Annotated in this window: 24 protein-coding genes; 18 read left to right on the top strand and 6 right to left on the bottom strand. The window is 68.0% G+C overall.

Features of this window, described 5'->3' with window-relative positions:
• Nucleotides 1-5: 5 nt before the first annotated feature.
• The 3 genes from glgX to VX037_RS11295 all read right to left on the bottom strand — a co-directional run bounded on the left by glgX (nt 6) and on the right by VX037_RS11295 (nt 5,530).
• A complete protein-coding gene (gene glgX / locus VX037_RS11285) occupies nt 6-2,489 on the bottom strand; it encodes a glycogen debranching protein GlgX (protein WP_328714259.1) in 2,484 nt (827 codons plus the stop codon).
• A 70-nt stretch (nt 2,490-2,559) separates the two neighbouring features.
• Nucleotides 2,560-4,755 carry an acyltransferase family protein gene (locus tag VX037_RS11290; RefSeq protein WP_328714261.1) on the bottom strand — a complete coding sequence of 732 codons (2,196 nt, stop codon included), beginning with the start codon at nt 4,753-4,755 and terminating at the stop codon, nt 2,560-2,562.
• A 178-nt stretch (nt 4,756-4,933) separates the two neighbouring features.
• The gene (locus tag VX037_RS11295) at nt 4,934-5,530 is read right to left on the bottom strand and encodes a TetR family transcriptional regulator (RefSeq protein WP_328714263.1); all 597 of its coding nucleotides are present in this window, start codon (nt 5,528-5,530) and stop codon (nt 4,934-4,936) included.
• Nucleotides 5,531-5,666: 136 nt separating this feature from the next.
• Between VX037_RS11295 and VX037_RS11300 the strand changes: the two genes are divergently transcribed.
• From VX037_RS11300 to VX037_RS11325, 6 genes are all read left to right on the top strand, one after another.
• Nucleotides 5,667-6,968, top strand: coding sequence for an adenosylmethionine--8-amino-7-oxononanoate transaminase (locus VX037_RS11300; protein WP_328714265.1), 1,302 nt, complete (start codon nt 5,667-5,669; stop codon nt 6,966-6,968).
• The gene (locus VX037_RS11305) at nt 6,968-8,179 is read left to right on the top strand and encodes an 8-amino-7-oxononanoate synthase (protein ID WP_328714267.1); all 1,212 of its coding nucleotides are present in this window, start codon (nt 6,968-6,970) and stop codon (nt 8,177-8,179) included. Before VX037_RS11300 ends, VX037_RS11305 begins: the two co-directional genes overlap by 1 nt.
• Nucleotides 8,176-8,919 (top strand): dethiobiotin synthase, encoded by a 744-nt coding sequence (gene bioD, locus VX037_RS11310; protein WP_328714269.1) that lies wholly within the window; start codon nt 8,176-8,178, stop codon nt 8,917-8,919. The genes VX037_RS11305 and bioD overlap by 4 nt, the downstream gene beginning before the upstream one ends.
• A 102-nt stretch (nt 8,920-9,021) precedes the next feature.
• Nucleotides 9,022-10,062 (top strand): biotin synthase BioB, encoded by a 1,041-nt coding sequence (gene bioB / locus VX037_RS11315; protein ID WP_328714271.1) that lies wholly within the window; start codon nt 9,022-9,024, stop codon nt 10,060-10,062.
• Nucleotides 10,063-10,078: 16 nt separating this feature from the next.
• Nucleotides 10,079-10,366 carry a biotin synthase auxiliary protein BsaP gene (gene bsaP / locus VX037_RS11320; RefSeq protein ID WP_328714389.1) on the top strand — a complete coding sequence of 96 codons (288 nt, stop codon included), beginning with the start codon at nt 10,079-10,081 and terminating at the stop codon, nt 10,364-10,366.
• The gene (locus VX037_RS11325; protein ID WP_328714273.1) at nt 10,363-11,001 is read left to right on the top strand and encodes a DUF2567 domain-containing protein; all 639 of its coding nucleotides are present in this window, start codon (nt 10,363-10,365) and stop codon (nt 10,999-11,001) included. The genes bsaP and VX037_RS11325 overlap by 4 nt, the downstream gene beginning before the upstream one ends.
• An 86-nt stretch (nt 11,002-11,087) precedes the next feature.
• Here VX037_RS11325 and VX037_RS11330 read toward each other — a convergent pair whose 3' ends face one another.
• Nucleotides 11,088-11,363, bottom strand: a complete 276-nt coding sequence (locus tag VX037_RS11330; protein ID WP_235723171.1) for a helix-turn-helix domain-containing protein — start codon at nt 11,361-11,363, stop codon at nt 11,088-11,090.
• A gap of 126 nt (nt 11,364-11,489) precedes the next feature.
• Between VX037_RS11330 and map the strand changes: the two genes are divergently transcribed.
• The gene (gene map, locus VX037_RS11335) at nt 11,490-12,263 is read left to right on the top strand and encodes a type I methionyl aminopeptidase (RefSeq protein WP_266061035.1); all 774 of its coding nucleotides are present in this window, start codon (nt 11,490-11,492) and stop codon (nt 12,261-12,263) included.
• A 54-nt stretch (nt 12,264-12,317) separates the two neighbouring features.
• On the opposite strand, the gene VX037_RS11340 is transcribed toward map, so the two are convergent.
• Complete coding sequence (locus VX037_RS11340; RefSeq protein ID WP_287015015.1) at nt 12,318-13,031, bottom strand: NUDIX hydrolase; 714 nt, start codon at nt 13,029-13,031, stop codon at nt 12,318-12,320.
• 54 nt (nt 13,032-13,085) lie between these two features.
• Nucleotides 13,086-13,649: a helix-turn-helix transcriptional regulator gene (locus VX037_RS11345; protein ID WP_328714274.1), complete on the bottom strand. Its 564-nt coding sequence runs from the start codon at nt 13,647-13,649 to the stop codon at nt 13,086-13,088.
• 250 nt (nt 13,650-13,899) lie between these two features.
• On the opposite strand from VX037_RS11345, the gene nadA reads away from it, so the two are divergent.
• The 11 genes from nadA (at nt 13,900) to hisI (ending at nt 22,852) form a co-directional block, all read left to right on the top strand.
• Nucleotides 13,900-14,964 carry a quinolinate synthase NadA gene (gene nadA, locus VX037_RS11350; RefSeq protein WP_328714276.1) on the top strand — a complete coding sequence of 355 codons (1,065 nt, stop codon included), beginning with the start codon at nt 13,900-13,902 and terminating at the stop codon, nt 14,962-14,964.
• Nucleotides 14,957-15,871 (top strand): carboxylating nicotinate-nucleotide diphosphorylase, encoded by a 915-nt coding sequence (gene nadC / locus VX037_RS11355; protein ID WP_328714278.1) that lies wholly within the window; start codon nt 14,957-14,959, stop codon nt 15,869-15,871. The genes nadA and nadC overlap by 8 nt, the downstream gene beginning before the upstream one ends.
• Before the next feature lie 159 nt (nt 15,872-16,030).
• Nucleotides 16,031-17,371 carry a histidinol dehydrogenase gene (hisD, locus tag VX037_RS11360; protein ID WP_328714280.1) on the top strand — a complete coding sequence of 447 codons (1,341 nt, stop codon included), beginning with the start codon at nt 16,031-16,033 and terminating at the stop codon, nt 17,369-17,371.
• On the top strand, nt 17,368-18,507 hold the full coding sequence (locus VX037_RS11365; protein ID WP_328714282.1) for a histidinol-phosphate transaminase: 1,140 nt from the start codon (nt 17,368-17,370) through the stop codon (nt 18,505-18,507). The genes hisD and VX037_RS11365 overlap by 4 nt, the downstream gene beginning before the upstream one ends.
• Nucleotides 18,504-19,130: an imidazoleglycerol-phosphate dehydratase HisB gene (hisB, locus tag VX037_RS11370; protein ID WP_235723163.1), complete on the top strand. Its 627-nt coding sequence runs from the start codon at nt 18,504-18,506 to the stop codon at nt 19,128-19,130. Before VX037_RS11365 ends, hisB begins: the two co-directional genes overlap by 4 nt.
• The gene (gene hisH, locus VX037_RS11375; protein WP_328714284.1) at nt 19,130-19,774 is read left to right on the top strand and encodes an imidazole glycerol phosphate synthase subunit HisH; all 645 of its coding nucleotides are present in this window, start codon (nt 19,130-19,132) and stop codon (nt 19,772-19,774) included. The genes hisB and hisH overlap by 1 nt, the downstream gene beginning before the upstream one ends.
• On the top strand, nt 19,771-20,124 hold the full coding sequence (locus tag VX037_RS11380) for a hypothetical protein (RefSeq protein ID WP_328714286.1): 354 nt from the start codon (nt 19,771-19,773) through the stop codon (nt 20,122-20,124). The genes hisH and VX037_RS11380 overlap by 4 nt, the downstream gene beginning before the upstream one ends.
• Entirely contained in the window at nt 20,117-20,860 is a 744-nt protein-coding gene (priA, locus tag VX037_RS11385; RefSeq protein WP_328714288.1) for a bifunctional 1-(5-phosphoribosyl)-5-((5-phosphoribosylamino)methylideneamino)imidazole-4-carboxamide isomerase/phosphoribosylanthranilate isomerase PriA, read from the top strand. Before VX037_RS11380 ends, priA begins: the two co-directional genes overlap by 8 nt.
• A gap of 14 nt (nt 20,861-20,874) precedes the next feature.
• The gene (locus VX037_RS11390; protein WP_235723159.1) at nt 20,875-21,735 is read left to right on the top strand and encodes an inositol monophosphatase family protein; all 861 of its coding nucleotides are present in this window, start codon (nt 20,875-20,877) and stop codon (nt 21,733-21,735) included.
• Nucleotides 21,732-22,505, top strand: coding sequence for an imidazole glycerol phosphate synthase subunit HisF (hisF, locus tag VX037_RS11395; protein WP_235723158.1), 774 nt, complete (start codon nt 21,732-21,734; stop codon nt 22,503-22,505). Before VX037_RS11390 ends, hisF begins: the two co-directional genes overlap by 4 nt.
• A complete protein-coding gene (gene hisI / locus VX037_RS11400) occupies nt 22,505-22,852 on the top strand; it encodes a phosphoribosyl-AMP cyclohydrolase (RefSeq protein ID WP_328714290.1) in 348 nt (115 codons plus the stop codon). The genes hisF and hisI overlap by 1 nt, the downstream gene beginning before the upstream one ends.
• Nucleotides 22,853-22,932: the final 80 nt, after the last annotated feature.

Raw genomic sequence — 22,932 nt, forward strand, 5'->3', positions numbered from 1 at the left:
TCGACTCACGACGTCCTGCGCAGGACCAACACCGAGCGCGCGCCCACGGTGACCACCGAATCGGCGGTGGCGGTCATGTCGGTGGTGCCGGTCGGATCGGTGGTGTCGAGTTCGCCCACCCATTCTGTGCCCCAGGAGGACGGTGGGAGCGTGAAGTCGATGTCGCCGTCGTGGGCGTTGAAACAGACGATGAAACTGTCGTCGACGATCTTCTCGCCGCGCTCGTCCGGCTCTCCGATCCCGTCACCGTTGAAGTACACCGCGAGGCTGCGGCCGAACCCGCTGTCCCAGTCCTCGGAGGTCATCTCCTGGCCGGCCGGGGTCAGCCAGGAGATGTCCAGCGTCTGCTCGCCCCATCGGATCGGTTTGCCGGCGAAGAACCGCCGCCGACGGAACACCGGGTGTCGGGTGCGCAGGTTGATCGCCTTGCGGGTGAACTCGAGCAGGTCGGCGTTCTTCTCGGCCAGCGCCCAGTCCATCCAGGAGAGCTCGGAGTCCTGGCAGTACACGTTGTTGTTGCCCTGTTGGGTGCGGCCGAGTTCATCTCCGTGGGCCAACATCGGTGTGCCCTGGGAGAGGAACAGGGTGGCCAGGATGTTGCGTTGCTGGCGGCCACGCAGCGCCAACACATCCGGGTCGTCGGTCGGTCCCTCGACCCCACAGTTCCACGAGCGGTTGTGGCTCTCCCCGTCCCGGTTGTCCTCACCGTTGGCGCTGTTGTGTTTCTCGTTGTAGGACACCAGATCCTGCAGGGTGAAACCGTCGTGGGCGATCACGAAGTTGATGCTCGCCAGTGGCCGTCGACCGGTGGCCTCGTAGAGATCGGAGGAGCCCGTGAGGCGGGACGCGAACTCGCCGAGCGTGGACGGTTCCCCGCGCCAGTAGTCGCGAACCGTGTCGCGGTACTTGCCGTTCCATTCGGTCCACAATGGTGGGAAGTTGCCCACCTGGTAGCCGCCTTCGCCGACGTCCCATGGTTCGGCGATCAGTTTCACCTGGCTGACAACCGGATCTTGTTGCACCAGATCGAAGAACGCCGAGAGCCGGTCCACGTCGTGCAGTTCGCGGGCGAGCGTGGACGCCAGATCGAAGCGGAACCCGTCGACATGCATCTCGAGCACCCAGTAGCGCAGCGAGTCCATGATCAACTGCAGGGTGTGTGGGTGACGTCCGTTGAGGCTGTTGCCCGTCCCGGTGTAGTCCATGTACATCTCGGCATTGCCGTCCACGAGACGGTAATACGCGGCATTGTCGATACCGCGGAACGAGATCGTGGGGCCGAGGTGATTGCCCTCGGCGGTGTGGTTGTAGACCACGTCGAGGATGACCTCGATGTCGGCGCGGTGGAACTCGCGCACCATGGCCTTGAACTCGGTTACCGCCGCGGCCGGCTGTTCGGGTTGCGAGGCGTACTCAAGATGCGGCGCGAGGAAGCCGAAAGTGTTGTAGCCCCAGTAGTTTCGGAGGCCCTTGTCGATCAGGACGAAATCCTGCATGAACTGGTGCACCGGCATCAGTTCGATGGCGGTGATCCCGAGTGATTTCAGATGATCGATGATGACCGGGTGGCACAATCCGGCGTAGGTGCCGCGGAGATGTTCGGGTACGTCGGGATGAGTCGCCGTCATCCCTTTGACATGCGCCTCGTAGATGACTGTCTGGTGGTAGGGGTGACGTGGTGGTCGGTCGTTCTGCCAGTCGAAGTATGGGTTGATGACCACCGAGACCATGGTGTGGCCGAGCGAGTCGAGTTGCGGCATGTCGGTGGGATGTGCCGACGCCATCGGCACGCTGGGGGTGGCGGTACTCGTCGTTGCCGGGCTCGGTTCACCGCTGGTGGCTCGCACGGGGTCGGTCTGCACGGGCGTGTCGGCGTCGACTGCTGCATCGACCTGATTTTCCGCGTCCTCGACAGTGGCGGCCGGTGCTGCGGACGACGTTGCCGTGCCCGAGGGCCCCTCGCCGGATTCGGCGCTGGGTTCGGGTTCCGGGGCGTGCTCGTCAGGGTCGGCCATGGCGTAGGAGAACAACGCCGGGTCGCCGTCGAAATCGCCGTGGAATGCCTTGCCGTACGGGTCGAGCAACAGCTTGCTCGGGTCGCACCGTAAACCTTGCGCCGGGTCGTAGGGGCCGTGTACCCGGAACCCGTAGAACTGACCCGGCCCGATGTTGGGCAGGTAGCAATGCCAGCAGTATCCGTCGACCTCTTCGAGTCGGATTCGTTGCTCCACGCCGGTCGCGTCGATCAGACAGAGATCGACCGCGGTCGCGACCTCGGAGAAAAGCGAAAAATTGGTTCCCACACCGTCATAGGTGGCGCCCAGCGGGTAAGCGTTGCCCGGCCAGACGACAAACGGTGTCGATTCCGTACTGCTGGGAGACCAGGTGCCGGGTGTGGGGATGTCGACCATCTCGGCGGGTTCGGCTGAGTCCCGCCCATCCGCGTCGGGGGCCGGCGACGGGGTCATCTCGGCCTTCGGCGATTCCATGACATGACACTAGCCGTCAATGGTCGGGGGTTCATCTCGGAGCGATCGCGCGCTGGTGTGGCGTGGGCGACTATCTCGGCGCCGCTGGGCCGGTCCATGGAGCGGCCGCGGCCATCTGCCGTCCCAGCTCATCGGTGAGGCTACGGACATAGGTGGCGCTCAGGTGGTGCCAATCCTTGTAAACCACGATGTTGCCGACGATCGCCGGACACAGTTCGGCGTCACAGACCCCGTCGGAAAGGTCCAGGGCATGGAAGCCCGGGCGGGTGGCAGCCAGGGCCAGCGCGGGGTCCTTCGGGGCGAGCGCGACGTCGCGGCGCGTGGCGCAGCTCGTCGCGGTGCCGCCGTCGGCCAGGCACGTCGGAGTGTCGATCAAGCCTTTCGCGTTGTGCGGCCACGGTGTGTCGCGGATGCCGAACACCTCGATGCCGGCGTCGAGGAACTCGTCGAAGATGGGGGTGTAGGTGGGCGGCACCCAGTCGCCGGGCTGATAATCACGCGGCCGGGTCGAATTGGTGAACACCGCGGTCGGCTTGTCGGCGATCACCTTCTTCATCACCCGCATCACCCAGTCGTGACATTGCGGATACGGTACGCCGTCTTGCTTCGGGACCAGCTCGGTCGACATCGGGCACCCCATTTTGAGGTAGGTGGTGACCTTGAAGTGGTTACGCCGGCCCAGCTCGTCGAGCGCCGAGATCCACATCTCGGCGTGTGATCCGCCGATCAGTGCGACGGTCTCGGTGGCGTTCGGGTCACCGTAGACGCCGACATGGATCTCAGGGTCCTCGAAGTTGCTCATGTAGCCATCGGTAGAAGTCTCCGGGAAATCCTGCGTGACCATCAGCGGCGACGGCTGCGGGTCGACCGCGGGAACGGGCCACCCGTTCAGCAGCGCGCGGGCCCCCGGGTAGGTCCGTGGGTCCAGGTTTCTGGTGTCCACCACCATCGTGGACACCCGGTGGTCCCACACCTTGATGCCGATGCCGGTCACCAACGTGCCGATGACCAGAATCGATGTCACAACCGATGTGTAGGTCAGCCACCGATACCGACCGTCGCGACGCGCATGCGACGGCTCGGAGCGCCCGCCACGGAGCGGGTCCTCGATGTAGCGCTTGGTGAGCCATGCCAACCCGACCGACACCGTGAGCAGGCCGACACCTTCGAGGACGCTCGCATGGTTCTTCTCTCGCCAGGTCAGATAGAAGATCAACAGCGGCCAGTGCCAGAGGTAGAGGGCGTAGGCGATGCTGCCCAGCCACACCGGCCACCGACTGGCGAGCATGCGATTGACCGGCGGCAGCCCCTGCGGACCATCGGAGCCGGGTCGCGGACGCTCCAACGCGGTGGCACCCGCCCAGATGATCAGCAGCGTGGAACCGACGGGGACCAGCGCCCACGGCCCCGGATACGCGTTCACGCCGTCGATCCACCAGCCGCAGGTCACGATGAGGGCCAGCGCGACGATCGCGGCAACCGTCCGGAGCCATCGCGGTACGCGCCAACTGGGCAACCAGATGGCGAGCAGGCCCCCGGCCAGCGGCTCCCAGACGCGGGAGAAGGTGTCGTAGTAGTTGAACTGCTGGTTGACGCCCATCCGCATGTGCGCCCAATAGAAGGAGACCAGCGCCACCGCCAGCACGGCGACACCCACCACAACCCGGATCACCCGGGGTTCGGCCACCGGCGCGAGAAACCGCGCGCAGAGCTTGATCAATGCCGCGAAGGCGAGCGCGACCAGCATGGTGAGCACGAAGAACTGGCCTTGCACCGACATCGACCAGATGTGTTGCAACGGGCTGTTCGCCGAGCTGGCCGCCAGATAGTCCTGGGAATTGAAGGCCAGATGCCAGTTCTGGTAGTAGAGGGCGCTGGCGATGAGTTCGCGCCCGATACTCACCCAGCGGGTTTGCGGGATGATGATCACGGTCAGGACGGCAACGGCGATCAGTACCGTGAACAGTGCCGGGATCAGGCGCCGCAGCAGGCGTTTGAGACGTGGCCACGGATTGATGGTGTCGCGCAGCGTCACATGGGTGGCCTGGCTGTGGATGGCGTGACGCAGCAGCGAGCCCAGGAAAAAGTAGCCGGACAGGGCCAGGAACACGTCCACCCCGCCCGACACCCGGCCGAACCACACATGGAAGCAGGCGACCAACGCGATCGCGATGCCGCGCAGACCGTCGAGGTCGGTGCGGTACGCGGGCACGTTGTCCGCCGGAGCCGGACCGGCCGGGGTGGCGGTGTGGATAGGGGCTGCCACTGCCTGGATGCGTCCTTCTGTTATCGGTGGCCGCTGGGGCCGGGTTGTCGCAATCGGACCCGGCCGGTGGTCACCACGTGATAGAGGCCGTAGGTCCGCCCAGCAATCTACATGCCGCCGCACCGAGATCTCGATTCGACGCGGCGTGCCGAGGCGAGTGTCGTACCCGCGCTGACCTTTACTTTTCTTTACCTTGCGGTACGCCGGCGACGGTCGTCAGACGTTGTGCCCGCATCCGGGCACCGTCGAGGATCACGCTCAGACCGCCGGAGAACTCCGCGGTGAAGTCGCGTCCGGATGGTCCGGTCACCTGGAGTCGTTCCATCTGCGACCGGGTCTGCTCCTCGATCGTCAACCCGATGGTCAGCTGGCACACGGCGGTCGCCACGGCCTGCGCGTCACGCTCGTCGAGTCCGCCGTCCCGCGCCACCGCCGCCAGTTGCCCCGCAATGGTCCGCGCCGACAGTCCGCTGGCCCAACTCGAGGACACGATCTCCGCGCTGTCGGGGACGTCGAGCAGGGCAGCGCGCAGGCCCGTGGCGAGGTAGGCCAGGCGCTGATCCCAACCCAGATCCTGCGGTGCCGCTGGGATCTGCTCGAGGATGTCGTCCGACAGCGCCGCCAGCAGGGACTGCTTGTTGGGGAAATGCCAATACAGGGCGTTCGGGCGGACGCCGAGATCGGCGGCCAGACGCCGCATCGACAGATCGGCCAGGCTGTGCTCGGCGAGGATCTCCCGCGCCGCCTGCAGGACGTCTGCTCGACTGTTGCTCACCCGGCCAGGATAAGGGTCCTGTACACCGTTCAGGAAAATACCTGTACAGTGTCCAGGACATTGATCCTGTACAGCGTTCAGGATCAGGTAATCCCGGCGCATACGCGCCCCGACAAACTCGTGAGGGTGATCCGGCGTGGACGATGCCACCATCAGCCGCATCGATGCCGAGCACATCTGGCATCCGTACGGCGCTCTGCCGGCGGCAGTGGCGCCGATCGTCGTTCGGGGTGCCCGGGGCGTCCGGATCGAATTGGCCGACGGGCGACACGTGGTGGACGGGATGAGTTCGTGGTGGGCGGCGATCCACGGTTACCGGCATCCGGTGCTCGATGCGGCGCTCGCCGAGCAGGTCGAATCGATGTCACATGTCATGTTCGGCGGTCTCACCCATGAACCCGCGGCGCGACTGGCTCAACTGCTGGTCGAGATCACCCCGCCCGATCTGCGCAAGATCTTCTTCTGCGACTCCGGCTCGGTGTCGGTAGAGGTCGCGGTCAAGATGGCCGTGCAGTATTGGCGCAGCCGCGGCGAACCCCGGCGACATCGACTGCTGACCTGGCGGGGTGGCTACCACGGTGACACCTTCGCCCCGATGAGCGTGTGCGATCCCGACGGCGGGATGCATGCGATGTGGACCGACGTCCTCACCGATCAGGTGTTCGTGCCCCCGCCCCCGCGTGATTTCGACGAGCGCTACGTCGCCGTCCTGGAAACAGCCGTCGCCGAGCACCGGGAACGGCTCGCCGCGGTAATCGTCGAGCCCGTCGTGCAGGGGGCGGGCGGTATGCGGTTCCACGACCCGCGCTATCTCTCCGAACTCCGGCGCATCTGCGACGAGTCGGGTGTGCTGTTGATCTTCGACGAGATCGCCACCGGATTCGGTCGTACCGGCGAACTGTTCGCCGCCCACCATGCCGGCGTGACCCCCGACATCATGTGCCTGGGCAAGGCGCTGACCGGCGGCTACCTGACGCTGGCGGCCACCATGTGCACCAGTGAGATCGCCGAGGTGATCAGCGCGGGGGAGGCCGGTGGGCTCGCGCACGGCCCGACCTTCATGGCCAATCCACTCGCCTGTGCGGTGGCCGTCGCCTCCGTGGAGGAACTGCTCGCCTCGGACTGGCGGGCCCGCGTGCAGGCCATCGAATCGGGTCTGCGCGCCGGGCTCGGCGATCTCGCGGCGCGGCCGGGGGTTGCCGATGTCCGCGTCCGCGGAGCCATCGGGGTCGTTGAACTCGACCGCCCGGTCGACATGGTCGCTGCCACGGCCGCGGCCGTCGACGCGGGGGTCTGGTTGCGGCCGTTCCGTAACAACGTCTACGTGATGCCGCCGTTCATCTGCACCGCCGACGACATCGCCACCATCTGCCGTGGAGTTCACGCCGCCGTCGCCGCCAGTCTGTCCGCCGACCACACCGTGGGAGTGATGTCTTGATGACCACGACCGAGCTCACCGATACCGACATCGCCACTCGTGGAGCCGATCCGGCCATCGGCGCGGGCGCCACCGAACAGGGGGCGCTCGGGTGGCTCGCCGACGAGGCCGACCGGGTGCGGACCGCCGGTCTGCATCGCGATCCCATCGTTCGACGCGCCGACACCCCGGTCGTAGACCTCGCCTCCAACGACTACCTCGGGCTCTGCACGCACCCCGAGGTCGTCGCCGGTGGGCAGGCGGCGTTGGCGCAGTGGGGGGCCGGTGCCACAGCCTCGCGACTGGTGGTTGGAACCACTGAGGCCCACATCGAGCTGGAGAACGACCTCGCCGATTTCCTCGGGTTCCACAGCGCGCTGGCCTTCTCGTCGGGATATCTCGCCAACGTCGGCGCCATCACCGCCCTCGTCGGACGCGGCGACCTGATCGTCAGCGACACCGGGACCCACGCGTCGTTGATCGACGGATGTCGGCTCTCGCGCGCACGCGTCGTCGTGGTCGACCGCGGTGATCACCAGGCCGTTCACGACGCCCTGCGCGCTCGCACCGAGCAGCGCGCGCTGGTGGTGACCGACTCGGTGTACAGCATCGACGGCGAACCGGCACCGGTGGCCGACCTGTATGCCGTCGCACGCGACTGCGGGGCGGCGCTGCTCGTCGACGAGGCGCATGCGCTCGGCGTGCGCGGTCCGGGCGGGCGTGGGCTCATCGCCGAACACGGCCTGTCCGGTGCCCCTGACCTGATCATGACCACCGTGCTGTCCAAGTCGTTGGGTGCCCAGGGCGGCGTCGTGCTCGGACCCGAGCTGCTTCGATCGCACCTCGTCGACCGCGCGCGCACATTCATCTTCGACACCGGCCTCAACCCGGCCGCGGTGGGCTCGGCCCACACCGCGCTGCGGCTGCTACGTGCCGATCCCGCCATGCCGGACCGACTGCGTGAGAACGCGGCTCGACTGGCCGACGCCATCGGTGCCCCGGCGCCCGCTGCTGCCGTCGTCTCGCTGATCGTCGGGGATCCGCACGCCGCGGTGGCCGCGGCTGCTGCGTGCCGCGAACGAGGTGTGCTCGTCGGGTGTTTCCGTCCGCCGTCGGTGCCCGCCGGGACCTCGCGGTTGCGGCTGACAGTGCGTGCCGATCTCGACGACGTGACGATCGACCGGGTCGCGCGCATCGTGCTCGATGCCTTGCGCACGGTGGGTGCCCGATGACCGCGGCGTCGGAGAACGTGCTGGCGGTTGCGGGCACCTCGACGGACGTCGGCAAGACGATCGTGACCGCTGCGCTGGTGGCCGCCGCCCGCGCGGCGGGTGTGAACCCTGCGGTGTGCAAACCCGCGCAGACCGGCGTCATGCCCGGACAACCCGGCGATCTGGCTGTGATCGAGGACCTCGTCGGGCCGCTGGGCACCGCCGAGTGTGCCCGCTATCCGGATCCCCTCGCGCCGGAGACCGCCGCGCGGCTGGCCGGTGTGCCGCCGCTCGAGCGCGCCGTCGCCCGCGCAGCCATCGATCGCCTGGCCGCGAACCACGACGTGACCTTCGTCGAGGGCGCCGGTGGGGTCATGGTGCGCTTGGCGCCGGAGCTGACCCTGCTCGACCTGTGCGCCGATGTCGGCGCATCGGTTCTGGTGGTGGTCCCGGCCGGACTCGGGGCCCTCAATCATGCGGAGCTGACCGTCGGCGCCGTCCGCGCACGCGGATTGCGCGTCGCGGGTCTGGTGATCGGTTCCTGGCCGACGGAACCCGATCTCGCCATGCGCTGCAACCGCGACGACCTGCCCCGACTGAGCGGAGCCCCTGTCGTCGGGGTCATCCCGGACGGTGCCGGTGCCCTCGACCCGGCGGAGTTCCGTCGGCGGGCGCCGGCCTGGTTCGACCGGGAATGGACGGCCCGCGAACTCGCACCCACCCGGCCGGCGGCAACCCACGTCGCCCCGACGGCACTGTAGATCTCTGCCCGCCGAAGCCTCCCAGATTCTCGCCGACGGCACCCGATTCTCGCCGACAGCAACCCAGCCCATCGTTCAACAGTCCAGACAAGGAGTTCTCCCGTGACCCAGGCCCCCGTCGCCCCCGGCACATCGCATTTGCAGACCGCCGACGACATTCTTGCCGTCGCCCGTGAACAGGTTCTCGAGAAGGGCCAGGCCCTCGATCAGGCCCAGGTGCTCGAGGTGCTGCGTTTGCCCGAGGATCGACTCACCGAACTGCTGCAGCTCGCGCACGATGTGCGGATGCGCTGGTGCGGGCCGGAAGTCGAGGTGGAGGGGATCATCTCGCTCAAGACCGGCGGTTGCCCGGAGGACTGCCACTTCTGTTCGCAGTCCGGTCTGTTCACCTCCCCGGTGCGTAGTGCCTGGATCGACATCCCATCGCTCGTCGAGGCCGCCAAACAGACCGCCAAGACCGGCGCCACCGAGTTCTGCATCGTCGCCGCCGTGCGGGGCCCGGACAAGCGGCTCCTCAGCCAGGTCGCCGCGGGAATCGAGGCCATCCGCAACGAGGTGGACATCCAGATCGCCTGCAGCCTGGGCATGCTCACCCAGGAGCAGGTCGATCAGCTCAAGGACATGGGCGTGCACCGCTACAACCACAACCTCGAGACCGCGCGCAGCCACTTCCCGAATGTGGTGACCACCCACTCATGGGAGGAGCGCTGGGACACGCTGCGCATGGTGCGTGAAGCCGGCATGGAGGTGTGTTGTGGCGGCATTCTGGGGATGGGTGAGAGTCTCGAGCAGCGAGCCGAGTTCGCCGCCGACCTGGCGGCGTTGGAGCCCGACGAGGTGCCGTTGAACTTCCTCAACCCGCGTCCCGGCACCCCGTTCGGCGACCTCGACGTGCTTCCGGCGGCCGAGGCGCTGAAGTCGGTGGCCGCGTTCCGTCTGGCGCTGCCGCGCACCATCCTGCGTTTCGCGGGCGGACGCGAGATCACCCTCGGTGACCTCGGCGCCAAGCAGGGCATCCTGGGCGGCATCAACGCCGTCATCGTCGGCAATTACCTGACCACCCTGGGACGGCCCGCCGAGGAAGACCTCGACCTGCTGACCGATCTGTCGATGCCCATCAAGGCACTCAACGACAGCATCTAGGCTCGAACAGGTGACCATGTCGATGACGAATCCGGGTTCGGCGGCAATGCCCCGACCGTTGCACTCCACGCTCGAGGTCCCCGGCCCGCTTGCGCAGCCCTGCCGCTTCGGTGTGTACACGGGACTGGAACTGGAGCTGCAGTCGGCCGACGCGATACCGGCGGCCGCCCGCCTCGGTCTGGAGCCACCGCGCTTCTGCGGGCAATGCGGCCGGCGCATGGTGGTGCAGGTACGCCCGGACGGCTGGGGAGCACGATGTTCGCGGCACGGGACGGTCGACTCGACCGAGCTGGGGCAACGATGACCGATCCGGCACCGGTCGTCTCCGACGACGATCTGTCTGGCGGTGCGGATGCACGCCGCGGTGTCCACCGGTCGGTGTCCGGGCTCGTGGCGGTGGCCGTGACGGTGATGTTGCTCGGAGTCGTGCTCGGCGCGCTCTGGGCGGCGGTGACCCCGGCGCTCAGTGGGCGCGTGGTGTCGGAGGGCTCTGCCGTGGTGCCGGCCAGCGCATTCGGGTCCGAGTTCGCGGCTGTCGGTACTTTTGCCCTTTTGCTGTTCGGCTACGGCGTGGTGTCGGTGATCATCGGGTGGACAACTGCTCGATCATGGCGCGGGCCGGTGGGGTTCGGGGTGCTCGTGGTGGCCACCACCATCGGGTCGCTCATCGCGGCCGCCGTCGGCACCTGGGTGGCGGACTGGCGTTTCGACGACCCGCGTGCCCTGCCGGTCGGCTCGACCTTCGACGTGGTGCCCGACCTCTGGCTCGACGGTGCGGTCCGCGGCGGCACGGGCGGTCCCTGGGCTCTGTTCGTGTGCGCGCCGCTGGCCGCCGCGCTGGTGTATCTCGGCGTCACGCTCGCGGCTCGCCGGGCCGATCTCGGCGTCGGAGATCTGCCCTCGATACCCGAAAACACGCTGTCGGCACCCGCTCCCTGAGTAGCGAGGCGTTGGCCGAGCGTGATTACTGTTCCCTGAGGAGCCTGGAGCTTGCGGAGGGCGTCACGAAGGGCAAGTAGTACCCGTTAGACGGTCGACCGGGCACTCGGCATCGGGGCGGCCCCGGCAACCGCGTCGGCGAGCAGTTCCACCGGTACATCGAGCGAATGGCTCAGCGCGACAACCGTGGCGAACGACGGGGTCAGCAGCCGCCCGCTCTCGATCTTGCGCAGCGTCTCGGGTGAGATCCCGGCCCCTTCGGCGACCTCGGCCACGGTGCGAGGGCCGCGCCATTCCCGCAGCACCGCGCCGAGCCGGCGTCCGGCGGCGATCTGCTCTGGGGTCAGCGGTGCGCGAACCATGCACTCACCTTAGTGGTCCAGCCGCTGAGCTGCACCGGTATGAAAATACCACCACCTCTTCTACTGTGGTATTTAAATACCGACCGCCATCGGGTGACCATGGGCGGGTGACCTGGAGAGGGCGTTGTGATCGAACTGAAGTCGCGTGACGAAATCGCCGCGATGCGAACCACCGGTGGGTTCATCGCGGACCTGCTCGACGACCTGTCTGGTCTGGCGGCTCCCGGAGTCAATCTGCTCGACCTCGAGATGCGGGCCCGCGAGCTCATCCGTCGGCGTGGTGCGGTGTCCTGCTATTGGGATTATGCGCCGTCCTTCGGGCGTGGGCCGTTTCGCAATGTGATCTGCCTATCCCTCAACGATGCTGTGCTGCATGGCCTTCCGTTTGATTGCGCGCTCGCCGACGGCGACGTGCTGAGTATGGACATCGCCGTCTCGATTGATGGCTGGGTGGCCGATTCGGCTCGTACCGTGATCGTGGGCGCCGCCCGCGACGAGGATGAGTTTCTCGTGCAGACCACCGAGCTGGCATTGGCCGCCGGAATCGACGCGGCACGCCCGGGTAATCGGCTCGGCGACATCTCGGCGGCGATCGGCAAGGTCTGCACCTCGCGTGGCTTTCGGGTCAACACCGAGTTCGGCGGCCACGGCCTCGGTCGCACCATGCACGAGGACCCGCATGTGCCCAACCTCGGACGTCGAGGCAAAGGGCTGGCGCTGCGGCCCGGGCTCACCCTGGCGCTCGAACCGTGGCTGGCCCAATCCACCTCGCGGATCATCTATGACCCGGATGGCTGGACGATCCGGTCGGCCGATGGGTCCCGTACCTCGCACAGCGAGCACACGATCGCCGTCACCGACGGGGCCGCCGAGATACTGACGCGGTCCAGCGGTCGGTGAGGAGATAAGGGCTTGTGCGCGGGTGATCAGCGGGACGTGTGGTCGCACGTCCGGTCACATCGGCGGCCGCAGCGTCGCGAACTCGTCGGTGACGCGCAACTGTGCGTCGGCGAACGCATACAGCGCCGGCGGCCGCCCGCCGGTGCGTCCGGTCTTGCCGACGGTGCCGGTGGCCACCACTACGGCGCGGCGGCTCAGGATGCGGAGCAGGTTGGTGGTGTCCACTGGATAACCCAAAGCGGCGCAGTAGATCTCCGAAAGCTGTGACATCGGGAAGCGAGCGGGGGCCAGGGCGAAGGCGATGTTGGTGTAGGAGAGCTTTGCGGCCAGCCGGTGGCGCGCGGCGTCCACGATCCGATCGTGGTCATAGGCCAGGGCAGGGAGGTGATCGACGGCATGCCACGCCGAGTCGACGGCGAGCTCGGTCGGGGCATCGCTGGGCACCAGGCCCAGGTAGGTCGAGGCGATCGTGCGGATGCCGGGGACCCGGGCCGGATCGGAGAACACGGCGAGCTGTTCGAGGTGGGCGATGGTGGTGATCTCCACCGTGTCGGCCACGGCCCGGCGTGCGCTGACGTCCAGTGGTTCCTCGGCCGCCACGGCGCCGCCGGGCAGGCGCCAAGCCGAGTTCCCGTCATCGGCGAGTAGGACACACAGCGCCGGCTCGGTGCCCGCAGCGATGTCGCGGACCTGGAACACAGCGGTCAGCGTCTCGACTTCGACGGGCGGCCCGCCGGTAGATGGCGCACTCGGCGGGGGCGTCGGCATGGCGTCGATTGTATGGCGGCGACGTCGCGCCGACCCGCACCGACCATCCGGGTCTCAGAGATCGTCGAGAGCGATGATGCCGTCCTGGATGGCGCGTGCCGCGAGCGAGGCCTTGGTTCGTGCTGTCCGTCCCACCGCGGTGTATTTGGCGCGGATACGCGTCAGGTGGGTGTTGACGGTGCCGATCGAGATCGACAGTTCCTCGGCGACCACGATCTTGGAGTCGGTGAGCAACCAGGTCCGCAACACCTGGATCTCGCGCTCGGTCAGCCCCGGTCGGCGTCGGGGTGCCGCCTCGGGCACGGCTGTGGCCGGGCGGGGTGTGGCGGCCGGGATGGCAGCCGACTGCTCGACGATGTCGCGCGGCTCGACGACCAGCCGTACATGTCCTCGAACACGTGCGTCGTCGAGGGGGCGCCGTACCGTCGGGCGGTGCTGGGCGTGCGGTGGTGCGGGCTGTCCGGGCAACGGCATCCGGCGAGCGGCCAGCCGCGCCAGCGCCGCCTCACGGCGCGCGACGGCGGCGTCGGCGCGGCGATCCGCGGGATTCGATGTCCGTGGCGGCAGGATGGTGCGCGGCGGAGTGGACAGTGCGTCGTCGTACGGGGAAACGGTCATCACGCTGCTCGCAATCTTCTTTACGGCCCGCCTCGCCAGGGTTGTTGCGGCCGGACCTGGGCGGATGAGTGGTACATCCCCGACGCTAGGTTTCGCTCGTGCGAAGCAAACGCGTAGTCGACTACTCGAATCGTGCACGGGAATGCCGCAGCTGTGACCGGTGTTACCATGGGCAGCGTTTTCGATCGCCAGTCGAAAACTCTGGTGCCGGGAACAGCCACCCGGGACCCGCACGTGTGAGGAGTGTCAGATGAGCATCACCAGCGACCGCCCCGTCATGGTCGAGACGCAGACCGTGGGGCTGCCCGATGGGCACTGGACCGACGGTCCGGGCGGATACACCGGAGTGGAGCCCACACCGGAATGGGCCGACGAGGTGCGCCGTCTCGCCCGAGCGCGCAATGCGAAGCTGCTGGCGCACAACTATCAACTGCCGGCGATCCAGGACGTCGCCGACCACGTGGGCGACTCGTTGGCGCTGTCTCGCATCGCCGCCGAGGTCGACGCCGACGAGATCATCTTCTGCGGTGTGCACTTCATGGCCGAGACCGCCAAGATCCTCAGCCCCCGCAAGCGGGTGCTGATCCCCGACGAGCGCGCCGGATGTTCGCTGGCCGACTCGATCACCGCCGACGAGTTGCGCGAGTGGAAGGCCGAGCACCCCGACGCCGTCGTCGTCTCCTACGTCAACACGACCGCCGAGGTGAAGGGGCTCACCGACATCTGCTGCACCTCGTCCAATGCCGTCGACGTGGTCGCGTCGATCGATCCCGACCGCGAGGTGCTGTTCCTGCCAGATCAGTTCCTCGGCGCGCACGTCAAGCGCGTGACCGGGCGCGACAACATCCACATCTGGGCCGGTGAATGCCACGTGCACGCGGGCATCAACGGTGACGAACTGGCCGACCAGGCCGGCAGTCATCCGGACGCCGACCTGTTCATCCATCCCGAATGCGGTTGCGCCACTTCGGCCCTGTACCTCGCCGGCGAAGGTGCGGTGCCCGCCGACAAGGTCAAGATCCTGTCCACCGGCGGCATGCTGGACGCTGCTCGCGAAACCGGCGCAAAGCAGGTGCTGGTGGCGACCGAGATCGGCATGCTGCACCAGCTGCGCAAGGCGGCGCCGGGGGTGGACTTCCAGGCCGTCAACGACCGCGCATCCTGCCCGTACATGAAGATGATCACGCCCGCCGCGCTACTGCGGTCACTGCGCGAGGGGCGCGACGAGGTGTTCGTCGCCGACGATGTGGCCGAGCGAGCGCGTAAGAGCGTGGAACGGATGATCGCCATCGGAAATCCGGGTTCCGGTGAGTGAGGGATTCGTCGGACAACTCGGTGCCGTCGATGAACTCGGTCTGGAGATCACCGACGAGGTCCGCACGCTGATCCGGACGGCCCTCGACGAGGACCTGCGTCACCGGCCGGATGTGACGACTGCGGCGACCGTGCCCGCCGACGCGATGACCGATGCCGCCATCGCGAGCCGTGGCGCCGGTGTCATCGCGGGGCTTCCGGTGGTGCTGGCCGTCTTCGATGAGGTCATCGGTGCCGGTGCCTATGAGGTCACCTCGGCAGTCGTGGACGGTACGCACGTCGGGCCCGGTGAGGTGGTGCTCGGCGTACATGCACCCACTGGTTCGTTGCTCACCGCGGAACGGACTGCGCTCAACATCATCTGCCACCTGTCGGGAATCGCGACCGCCACTGCCCGGTGGGTGGCGGCTGTTGACGGCACCGCAGCGCAGGTCCGCGACTCGCGCAAGACCCTGCCGGGGCTTCGGCACCTGCAGAAGTACGCGGTCCGCTCGGGCGGGGGAGTCAACCACCGCATGGGGCTCGGCGATGCGGCACTCATCAAGGACAACCACGTCGCCGCGGCCGGATCGGTCAGCGCGGCCCTGTCCGCGGTCCGGGCGGCCGCGCCGGGCCTCCCCGTCGAGGTCGAGGTCGACTCGTTGGCCCAGCTCGACGAGGTGTTGGCACTCGAACCGCAGTTGGTTCTGCTCGACAACTTCGCTCTCTGGGAGACGCAGATGGCCGTGCAGCGACGCAACACGCGTTCGCCGCAGACCAAACTGGAGAGCTCCGGTGGCCTGACGCTGGACATGGCCGCCGACTACGCCCGCACCGGTGTGGACTACCTGGCGGTCGGTGCACTCACGCATTCGGTGACCGCACTCGATCTCGGGCTCGACATCGCCGCGCCGACGCCGGTGAACTGACCGGATCATCCGCGCCGCCATCGCGTTCGGGCGCACCTCGCGACATGCGCGAGAACGCGGCGGTTGCGCGTTTGCGTTCGGCGCCACCGACCGGATTCGAAACCGGGTGGTGTCACCCCATATCCTGGACGGGAAATCCCAGCACAACAGGAGATGATCATGCTCGCCCGAACCGACCTGCGCGGCACCGCGCCCACGCTCGCCGAGCTGCGACGTGCGCTGCCGCGCGGGGGCACCGATGTTAACGCCGTCCTCGATACGGTGGCGCCGGTGGTGCACGCGGTCTCTGAGCAGGGCGCCGACGCGGCGCTCGGCTTCGGCGAGAAGTTCGACGGTGTGCGTCCGCCGTCGGTGCGGGTGCCCGCGGCCGTTGTCGCCGACGCCCTCGACCGGCTCGATCCGGCGGTCGCCGACGCGCTGCGCGAGTCGATCGGCCGCGCCCGGATGGTGCACGCCGATCAACGCCGTGAGACCACGCGCACACAGGTTGTCGACGGGGGTGTGGTCAGCGAGAAGTGGATTCCGGTCCGTCGGGTCGGGCTCTATGTGCCCGGCGGAAACGCCGTGTACCCGTCGTCGGTGATCATGAACGTCGTCCCCGCACAAGAAGCGGGGGTGGGTTCGCTCGTCATCGCCTCGCCGCCGCAGAAGGAGTTCGGTGGCTGGCCGCATCCGACGATCCTCGCCGCGTGCGCGTTGCTCGGCGTCAACGAGGTGTGGGCGGTCGGTGGTGCGCAGGGTGTCGCACTGCTCACCTATGGCGGCATCGACACCGATGCGGCCGACGACCCGCGCTCGGTTCTCGACCCGGTCGACCTCATCACCGGTCCGGGCAACATCTATGTCACCGCCGCCAAGCGGCTCTGCCGAGGTGTGGTCGGCATCGACTCGGAGGCAGGACCCACCGAGATCGCGATCCTCGCCGACGACAGCGCCGATCCGGGCATCCTCGCCTCCGATCTGATCAGTCAGGCCGAGCACGATGTGCTCGCGGCCTCGGTGCTCGTCACCGACAGTGCCGAACTCGCCGACGCCGTTGACGAGGCGCTCGATGCGCAGGTGGCCGCGACCAAGCACCGGGAACGGGTCACCACCGCGCTGTCGGGCAAGCAGTCCGGCATCGTGCTCGTCGACGACCTCGAGGCGGGCCTCGCCGTGGTCGACGCCTATGCTGCCGAACACCTCGAGATCCAGACCCGTGAGGCCGCCGCAGTCGCCGACCGGGTGCACAACGCGGGCGCGATCTTCGTCGGGCCCTACGCTCCGGTGAGCCTCGGCGACTACTGTGCCGGGTCCAATCACGTTCTGCCGACGTCGGGCTCGGCTCGATTCGCCTCCGGGCTGTCGGTGCAGACCTTCCTCAAAGGCGTGCACGTCATCGACTACGACGAAGCTGCGCTGCGCGATGTCGCCGACCACGTCGTGACCCTGGCCGATGCGGAAGATCTTCCCGGGCACGGTGATGCGATCAAGCAGCGATTCGTCGGAGGGCAGGCGTGAGCACTCCGCAGACGGTGGTTCCCGGGCTCGGCGTGACCATCGACGACCTGCCGTTGCGCGACAATCTGCGCGGCAAGAGCCCCTACGGCGCACCGCAACTCAAGGTGTCCGTGGTGCTCAACACCAATGAGAACCCGCACCCGCCGTCGGACGCCCTGATCGCCGACGTCGCCGAATCGGTACGCACGGCGGCCGCGGAACTGCACCGCTACCCCGACCGTGACGCCGTCGCGTTGCGCGCCGACCTGGCCCAGTACCTCACGGAGGCGACCGGGGTTGCGCTCACCACCGAGAATCTCTGGGCGGCAAACGGTTCCAACGAAATCCTGCAGCAGCTGTTGCAGGCCTTCGCCGGGCCGGGCCGCAGCGCACTCGGGTTCGTCCCTTCTTACTCGATGCACCCGATCATCTCCGACGGCACCGACACCACCTGGCTGCACGCGGTGCGCGCGTCCGATTTCTCGCTCGACGTCGACTACGCGGTCGCCGAGGTGACCAACCGGCGCCCCGACGTCGTCTTCGTGACCTCGCCGAACAACCCCACCGGGGGATCGATCGACAACGACCAACTGCGCGCCATCGTCGGGGTGGCGCCCGGCATCGTCGTCGTCGACGAGGCCTACGGCGAATTCTCCGAACAACCCAGTGCCGTGGCGTTGATCGACGAGTACCCGACCAAGGTGGTCGTCAGCCGCACGATGAGCAAGGCGTTCGCCTTCGCCGGCGGACGTCTGGGCTACCTCGCGGCGTCGCCGGCCATCGTCGACGCGTTGCAGTTGGTGCGGCTCCCATATCACTTGTCGGTGCTCACCCAGGCAGCCGCGCGCGCCGCGCTCCGCCACCGCGACGACACCCTCGCCGGTGTCGCGGCGATCATCGCCGAACGCAAGCGGGTCGCGGCCGAACTCGAGGCGGCCGGGTACCGGGTGATCGACTCCGACGCGAACTTCTTGCTGTTCGGCCCGTTCCGGGATGCCCCGGCGAGCTGGCAGCGTTACCTGGACGACGGCGTGTTGATCCGCGACGTCGGCATCGCCGGACACCTGCGTGTCACCATCGGACTGGCAGCCGAGAACGACGCGTTTCTCGCCGTCAGCCGCACCCTGGCAGCCACCGACCTGGAGAGAACCGAGTGACCACCACGCCCGCACCGCGGATCGCGCGCGTCGAACGCGCCACCAAGGAGTCGTCGATCGTCGTCGAGCTCAACCTCGATGGCACCGGCATCACCAACGTGTCGACCGGGATCGCGTTCTTCGACCACATGCTGACCGCCTTCGGTCAGCACGGCAGCTTCGACCTGACTGTCGAGGCCACCGGCGACGTCGAGGTGGAGGGTCACCACACCATCGAGGACACCGCCATCGTGCTGGGGCAGGCTCTGGGGGAGGCGCTGGGTGACAAGAAGGGCATCCGCCGCTTCGGTGACTGCTTCATCCCGATGGACGAGACGCTTGCGCACGCCGTCGTCGACGTCTCCGGCCGGCCGTACTGCGTGCACACCGGCGAACCCGATCACCTGCTGACCGCGGTGATCGGCGGCTACCCGGGCGTGCCGTATTCGACGGTCATCAACCGCCACGTCTTCGAATCGATCGCGCTCAACGCACGGATTGCACTGCACGTCCGCGTGCTCTACGGACGCGATCAGCATCACATCACCGAGGCCGAGTTCAAGGCGGTCGCCCGCGCGTTACGCGCGGCCACCGAGTACGACTCCCGCGTTACGGGTGTGCCGTCGACGAAGGGAGCGCTGTGATGGCCGGCGCCCCCGCGGTGACGATCCTCGACTACGGCTCGGGCAATCTGCGGTCGGCCCAGCGGGCGCTCGAACGCGCCGGCGCCGACGTCACGGTCACCGACGACCGCGACACCGCCATCGGTTGCGATGGCCTGGTGGTACCCGGTGTGGGTGCGTTCGCCGCCTGCATGGAGGGCCTGGTGGAGGTCAAGGGCGACTGGATCATCGACCAGCGCCTCGCAGGCGGACGGCCCGTTCTGGGTATTTGCGTGGGTATGCAGATCCTGTTCGAACGCGGCGTCGAGTTCGGGGTGGAGGCCGACGGCTGCGGCGAGTGGCCCGGCACAGTCAGCCGACTGCCCGCCCCGGTGCTGCCCCATATGGGCTGGAACACCGTCGACGCCCCGGCCGACTCGCTGCTGTTCGATGGCCTCGACGACGACACCCGCTTCTACTTCGTGCATTCCTACGCCGCACAGAGCTGGGAGATGGACAACGAGGGCACCCCGTTGGCTGCGCCGAAACTGACCTGGGCCCACCACGGCGGCCGCTTCCTCGCCGCAGTCGAGAACGGTGCGCTCGCAGCCACACAGTTCCATCCCGAGAAATCTGGAGACGCCGGGGCCCATCTGCTCCGCAATTGGGTGCAATCGCTCCGATGAGCCTTCACGACACGCACTTCTCCTTCGGCAAGATGGTGCTGTACTCCCTGGGTGCCGGGGTGCTGGTGCTGCTGGTGTCGATCCCGATCATCCTGCTCATCGCGCAGTGGTCACCCGTCGCCGGCCTGGTCGTCGCGCTGATCGCCGTGTTGGCGATGATCGCGGCGATCGGTACGGTGTCTCGCCGGATCATCGCCACGGCCGAACGCGAGATCCTTGCGGCGCGTGCGGCCACCGAACAGCACACCGCCCGACCGCCTCAGGCGCCGCCCACCTCGCCCCAGATACCGCCCAACCCGAACCCGGGCCGCACCGAACCGACAGACAGGAACTCCGCCACCGATGGGTAAGACCCTTGAACTCCTCCCGGCCGTCGACGTCGCCGACGGTCAGGCCGTCCGCCTCGTCCAGGGTGCCGCCGGCACCGAGACGTCGTACGGGTCGCCACGAGACGCGGCACTGGCCTGGCAGACCGACGGAGCCGAGTGGATCCACCTGGTCGACCTCGACGCGGCCTTCGGTCGGGGTAACAATCGTGAGCTCCTCGCCGGGGTCGTCGGCGAGCTCGACGTCAAGGTGGAGCTCTCCGGCGGTATCCGCGACGACGATTCGCTGGACGCCGCGTTGGCCACCGGGTGTGCGCGGGTGAATCTCGGTACCGCCGCGCTGGAGAACCCGGACTGGTGCGCGCGAGCGATCGACCGCCACGGTGACCGCATCGCCGTCGGTCTCGATGTCATCCGGGACGGCGAGTCGTATCGGTTGCGTGGCCGCGGCTGGGTCACCGACGGGGGTGACCTTTGGGAGGTGTTGACCCGACTCGACCGCGACGGTTGCGCCCGCTACGTGGTCACCGACGTCTCCAAGGACGGCACTCTCGGCGGACCGAACCTCGACCTGCTCGCGGAGGTTGCCGCCGCCACGTCCGCACCCATCGTCGCCTCGGGTGGTGTGTCCGCACTCGACGACCTCGTCGCGATCTCGGGTCTCGTCGAGCAGGGGGTGGAGGGCGCGATCGTCGGCAAGGCCCTCTACGCCGGTCGCTTCACCCTGCCCGACGCACTGGCCGCCGTCGCCGGGGCGTGATGGATGACAGCGCGATGGATGGCAGCGTGACCGACCACACGGCCCTGCTCCACACCGCGGGCGAGATCCTGGACTCGGTGGCCGAGTACTTCGTCGACGGCCTCGGGGCGCCCAGCGCGGTCGAGAAGGGGGCGACGGACTTCGCCACCCAGGTCGACCTCGACCTCGAACGCCGGATCGCCGCGGACCTCACCGAACGCACCGCAATCCCGGTGCACGGCGAAGAGTTCGGTGGACCGCCGGTCACCGAGGGCGCCGTCTGGGTGCTGGACCCGGTGGACGGCACCTACAACTATTCGTCCGGGATGCCGTTGACCGGCATACTGCTCGGGTTGCTCGTCGACGGCGAACCCGTGCTCGGGCTGACCTGGCTACCGTTGTTGGGCCGTCGTTACGCCGGACACGTCGACGGCCCGCTGTACGTCGACGGCCACCCCGTCGCACCGCTGGAGCCCACCGAACTGGCGTCTTCGGTGGTCTCCTACGGCCCGTTCAATGTGGCGGGCCACGGCCGCTACCCGGGTGCGCGTCGCGCCGATGTGTTGAGCGCGCTCAGCTCACGGGTGTCCCGACTGCGGATGACCGGCAGCACCGGCGTGGACATGGCCTACACCGCGGCGGGCGTCTTCGGCGGTGCGATCGCATTCGGCCGGCACGCGTGGGACAACGCCGCCGGAGCGGCACTCGTACGTGCCGCAGGTGGGGTCGCCACAGATCTCAGCGGAGCGCCTTGGACCGCTTCGTCGCCGTCGCTGGTGTGCGCGGCGCCGCGCCTGCACACCGAACTGATGGCGGTGATCGCCGAGGTCGTCGGAGACGAATGGGGCGCGCAGCCGCACAGCGCCCGACCCGACACAACCGGAGGAGCCTCATGACTGTCGCGATCCGAGTGATCCCGTGCCTGGACGTGGACGACGGCCGTGTGGTCAAAGGGGTCAACTTCCAGAACCTGCGCGATGCGGGCGATCCGGTGGAGCTCGCCGCCCGGTACGACACCGAGGGGGCAGACGAACTGACCTTCCTCGACGTCACCGCATCGAGTTCCGGTCGCGCGACGATGATCGACGTGGTCAAGCGCACCGCCGACCAGATCTTCATCCCGCTCACTGTCGGCGGCGGCATCCGCACCGTCGACGACGTGGATGCGATGCTGCGCGCCGGTGCCGACAAGGTCAGCGTCAACACTGCGGCCATCGCCCGGCCGGAGGTGCTCGGCGAGATGAGCCGACGCTACGGCTCCCAGTGCATAGTCTTGTCGGTGGATGCCCGCACGGTCCCGGCCGGGGAACAGCCCACACCGTCGGGCTGGGAGGTCACCACTCACGGTGGCCGGCGCGGGACCGGGATCGACGCGGTGCAGTGGGCGCGGCGCGGTCAGGAACTGGGCGTGGGGGAGATCCTGCTCAACTCCATGGACGCCGACGGGACCAAACGGGGATTCGACCTCCGGATGCTGGCCGCAGTGCGGGCAGCCGTCGAGGTCCCGGTGATCGCCAGCGGCGGTGCCGGCGCTGTCGCCGACTTCGCCCCCGCAGTCCAGGCCGGAGCCGACGCCGTACTGGCGGCGTCGGTCTTCCACTTCGGCGAACTCGGCATCGGTGAGGTCAAGGCCGCGATGAACGCCGAGGGAATCACGGTGCGGTGATGGCCCTCGACCCCGACCTCGCCGCACAGCTCAAGCGCAACGACGATGGGCTGTTCGCCGCCATCGCCCAGGAACGTGGCACCGGCACCGTGCTGATGATGGCGTGGATGGACGACGCCGCCCTCGAACAGACCCTGACCACCCGGCGCGCGACCTACTACTCGCGCTCGCGCCGGCAGTACTGGGTCAAGGGGGAGACGAGCGGACACACCCAGTACGTGCACGATGTCCGCCTCGACTGTGACGGCGACACCGTGTTGCTGGTCGTCGACCAGGTTGGCGCGGCGTGTCACACCGGCAATCACAGCTGTTTCGACACTCCTTCGCTGTTGCCGTCGACCGACTGACCCACCCCTGCCGGTCGGCAGTCCGGCACCGCGGGAGAATGAACGAGCCCTGTCCTCCACCAGAAAGGCGGTGACGGCGT

Origin of the sequence: Gordonia sp. Z-3 (genome assembly GCF_036233855.1) — a bacterium.
In the GTDB taxonomy this organism is placed as follows: domain Bacteria; phylum Actinomycetota; class Actinomycetes; order Mycobacteriales; family Mycobacteriaceae; genus Gordonia; species Gordonia tangerina.

What these genes read in the sequence shown, in the direction of transcription:
- priA (WP_328714288.1), top strand. Translation starts at nt 20,117, where the DNA reads ATGGGTAAGACCCTTGAACTCCTCCCGGCCGTCGACGTCGCCGACGGT.
- VX037_RS11305 (WP_328714267.1), top strand. Translation starts at nt 6,968, where the DNA reads ATGACCACGACCGAGCTCACCGATACCGACATCGCCACTCGTGGAGCC.
- VX037_RS11380 (WP_328714286.1), top strand. Translation starts at nt 19,771, where the DNA reads ATGAGCCTTCACGACACGCACTTCTCCTTCGGCAAGATGGTGCTGTAC.
- VX037_RS11330 (WP_235723171.1), bottom strand. Translation starts at nt 11,363, where the DNA reads ATGGTTCGCGCACCGCTGACCCCAGAGCAGATCGCCGCCGGACGCCGG.
- VX037_RS11390 (WP_235723159.1), top strand. Translation starts at nt 20,875, where the DNA reads ATGGATGGCAGCGTGACCGACCACACGGCCCTGCTCCACACCGCGGGC.
- hisI (WP_328714290.1), top strand. Translation starts at nt 22,505, where the DNA reads ATGGCCCTCGACCCCGACCTCGCCGCACAGCTCAAGCGCAACGACGAT.
- VX037_RS11325 (WP_328714273.1), top strand. Translation starts at nt 10,363, where the DNA reads ATGACCGATCCGGCACCGGTCGTCTCCGACGACGATCTGTCTGGCGGT.
- hisD (WP_328714280.1), top strand. Translation starts at nt 16,031, where the DNA reads ATGCTCGCCCGAACCGACCTGCGCGGCACCGCGCCCACGCTCGCCGAG.
- bioD (WP_328714269.1), top strand. Translation starts at nt 8,176, where the DNA reads ATGACCGCGGCGTCGGAGAACGTGCTGGCGGTTGCGGGCACCTCGACG.
- glgX (WP_328714259.1), bottom strand. Translation starts at nt 2,489, where the DNA reads ATGGAATCGCCGAAGGCCGAGATGACCCCGTCGCCGGCCCCCGACGCG.
- hisF (WP_235723158.1), top strand. Translation starts at nt 21,732, where the DNA reads ATGACTGTCGCGATCCGAGTGATCCCGTGCCTGGACGTGGACGACGGC.
- hisH (WP_328714284.1), top strand. Translation starts at nt 19,130, where the DNA reads ATGGCCGGCGCCCCCGCGGTGACGATCCTCGACTACGGCTCGGGCAAT.
- bsaP (WP_328714389.1), top strand. Translation starts at nt 10,079, where the DNA reads ATGTCGATGACGAATCCGGGTTCGGCGGCAATGCCCCGACCGTTGCAC.
- nadA (WP_328714276.1), top strand. Translation starts at nt 13,900, where the DNA reads ATGAGCATCACCAGCGACCGCCCCGTCATGGTCGAGACGCAGACCGTG.
- VX037_RS11345 (WP_328714274.1), bottom strand. Translation starts at nt 13,649, where the DNA reads ATGACCGTTTCCCCGTACGACGACGCACTGTCCACTCCGCCGCGCACC.
- VX037_RS11340 (WP_287015015.1), bottom strand. Translation starts at nt 13,031, where the DNA reads ATGCCGACGCCCCCGCCGAGTGCGCCATCTACCGGCGGGCCGCCCGTC.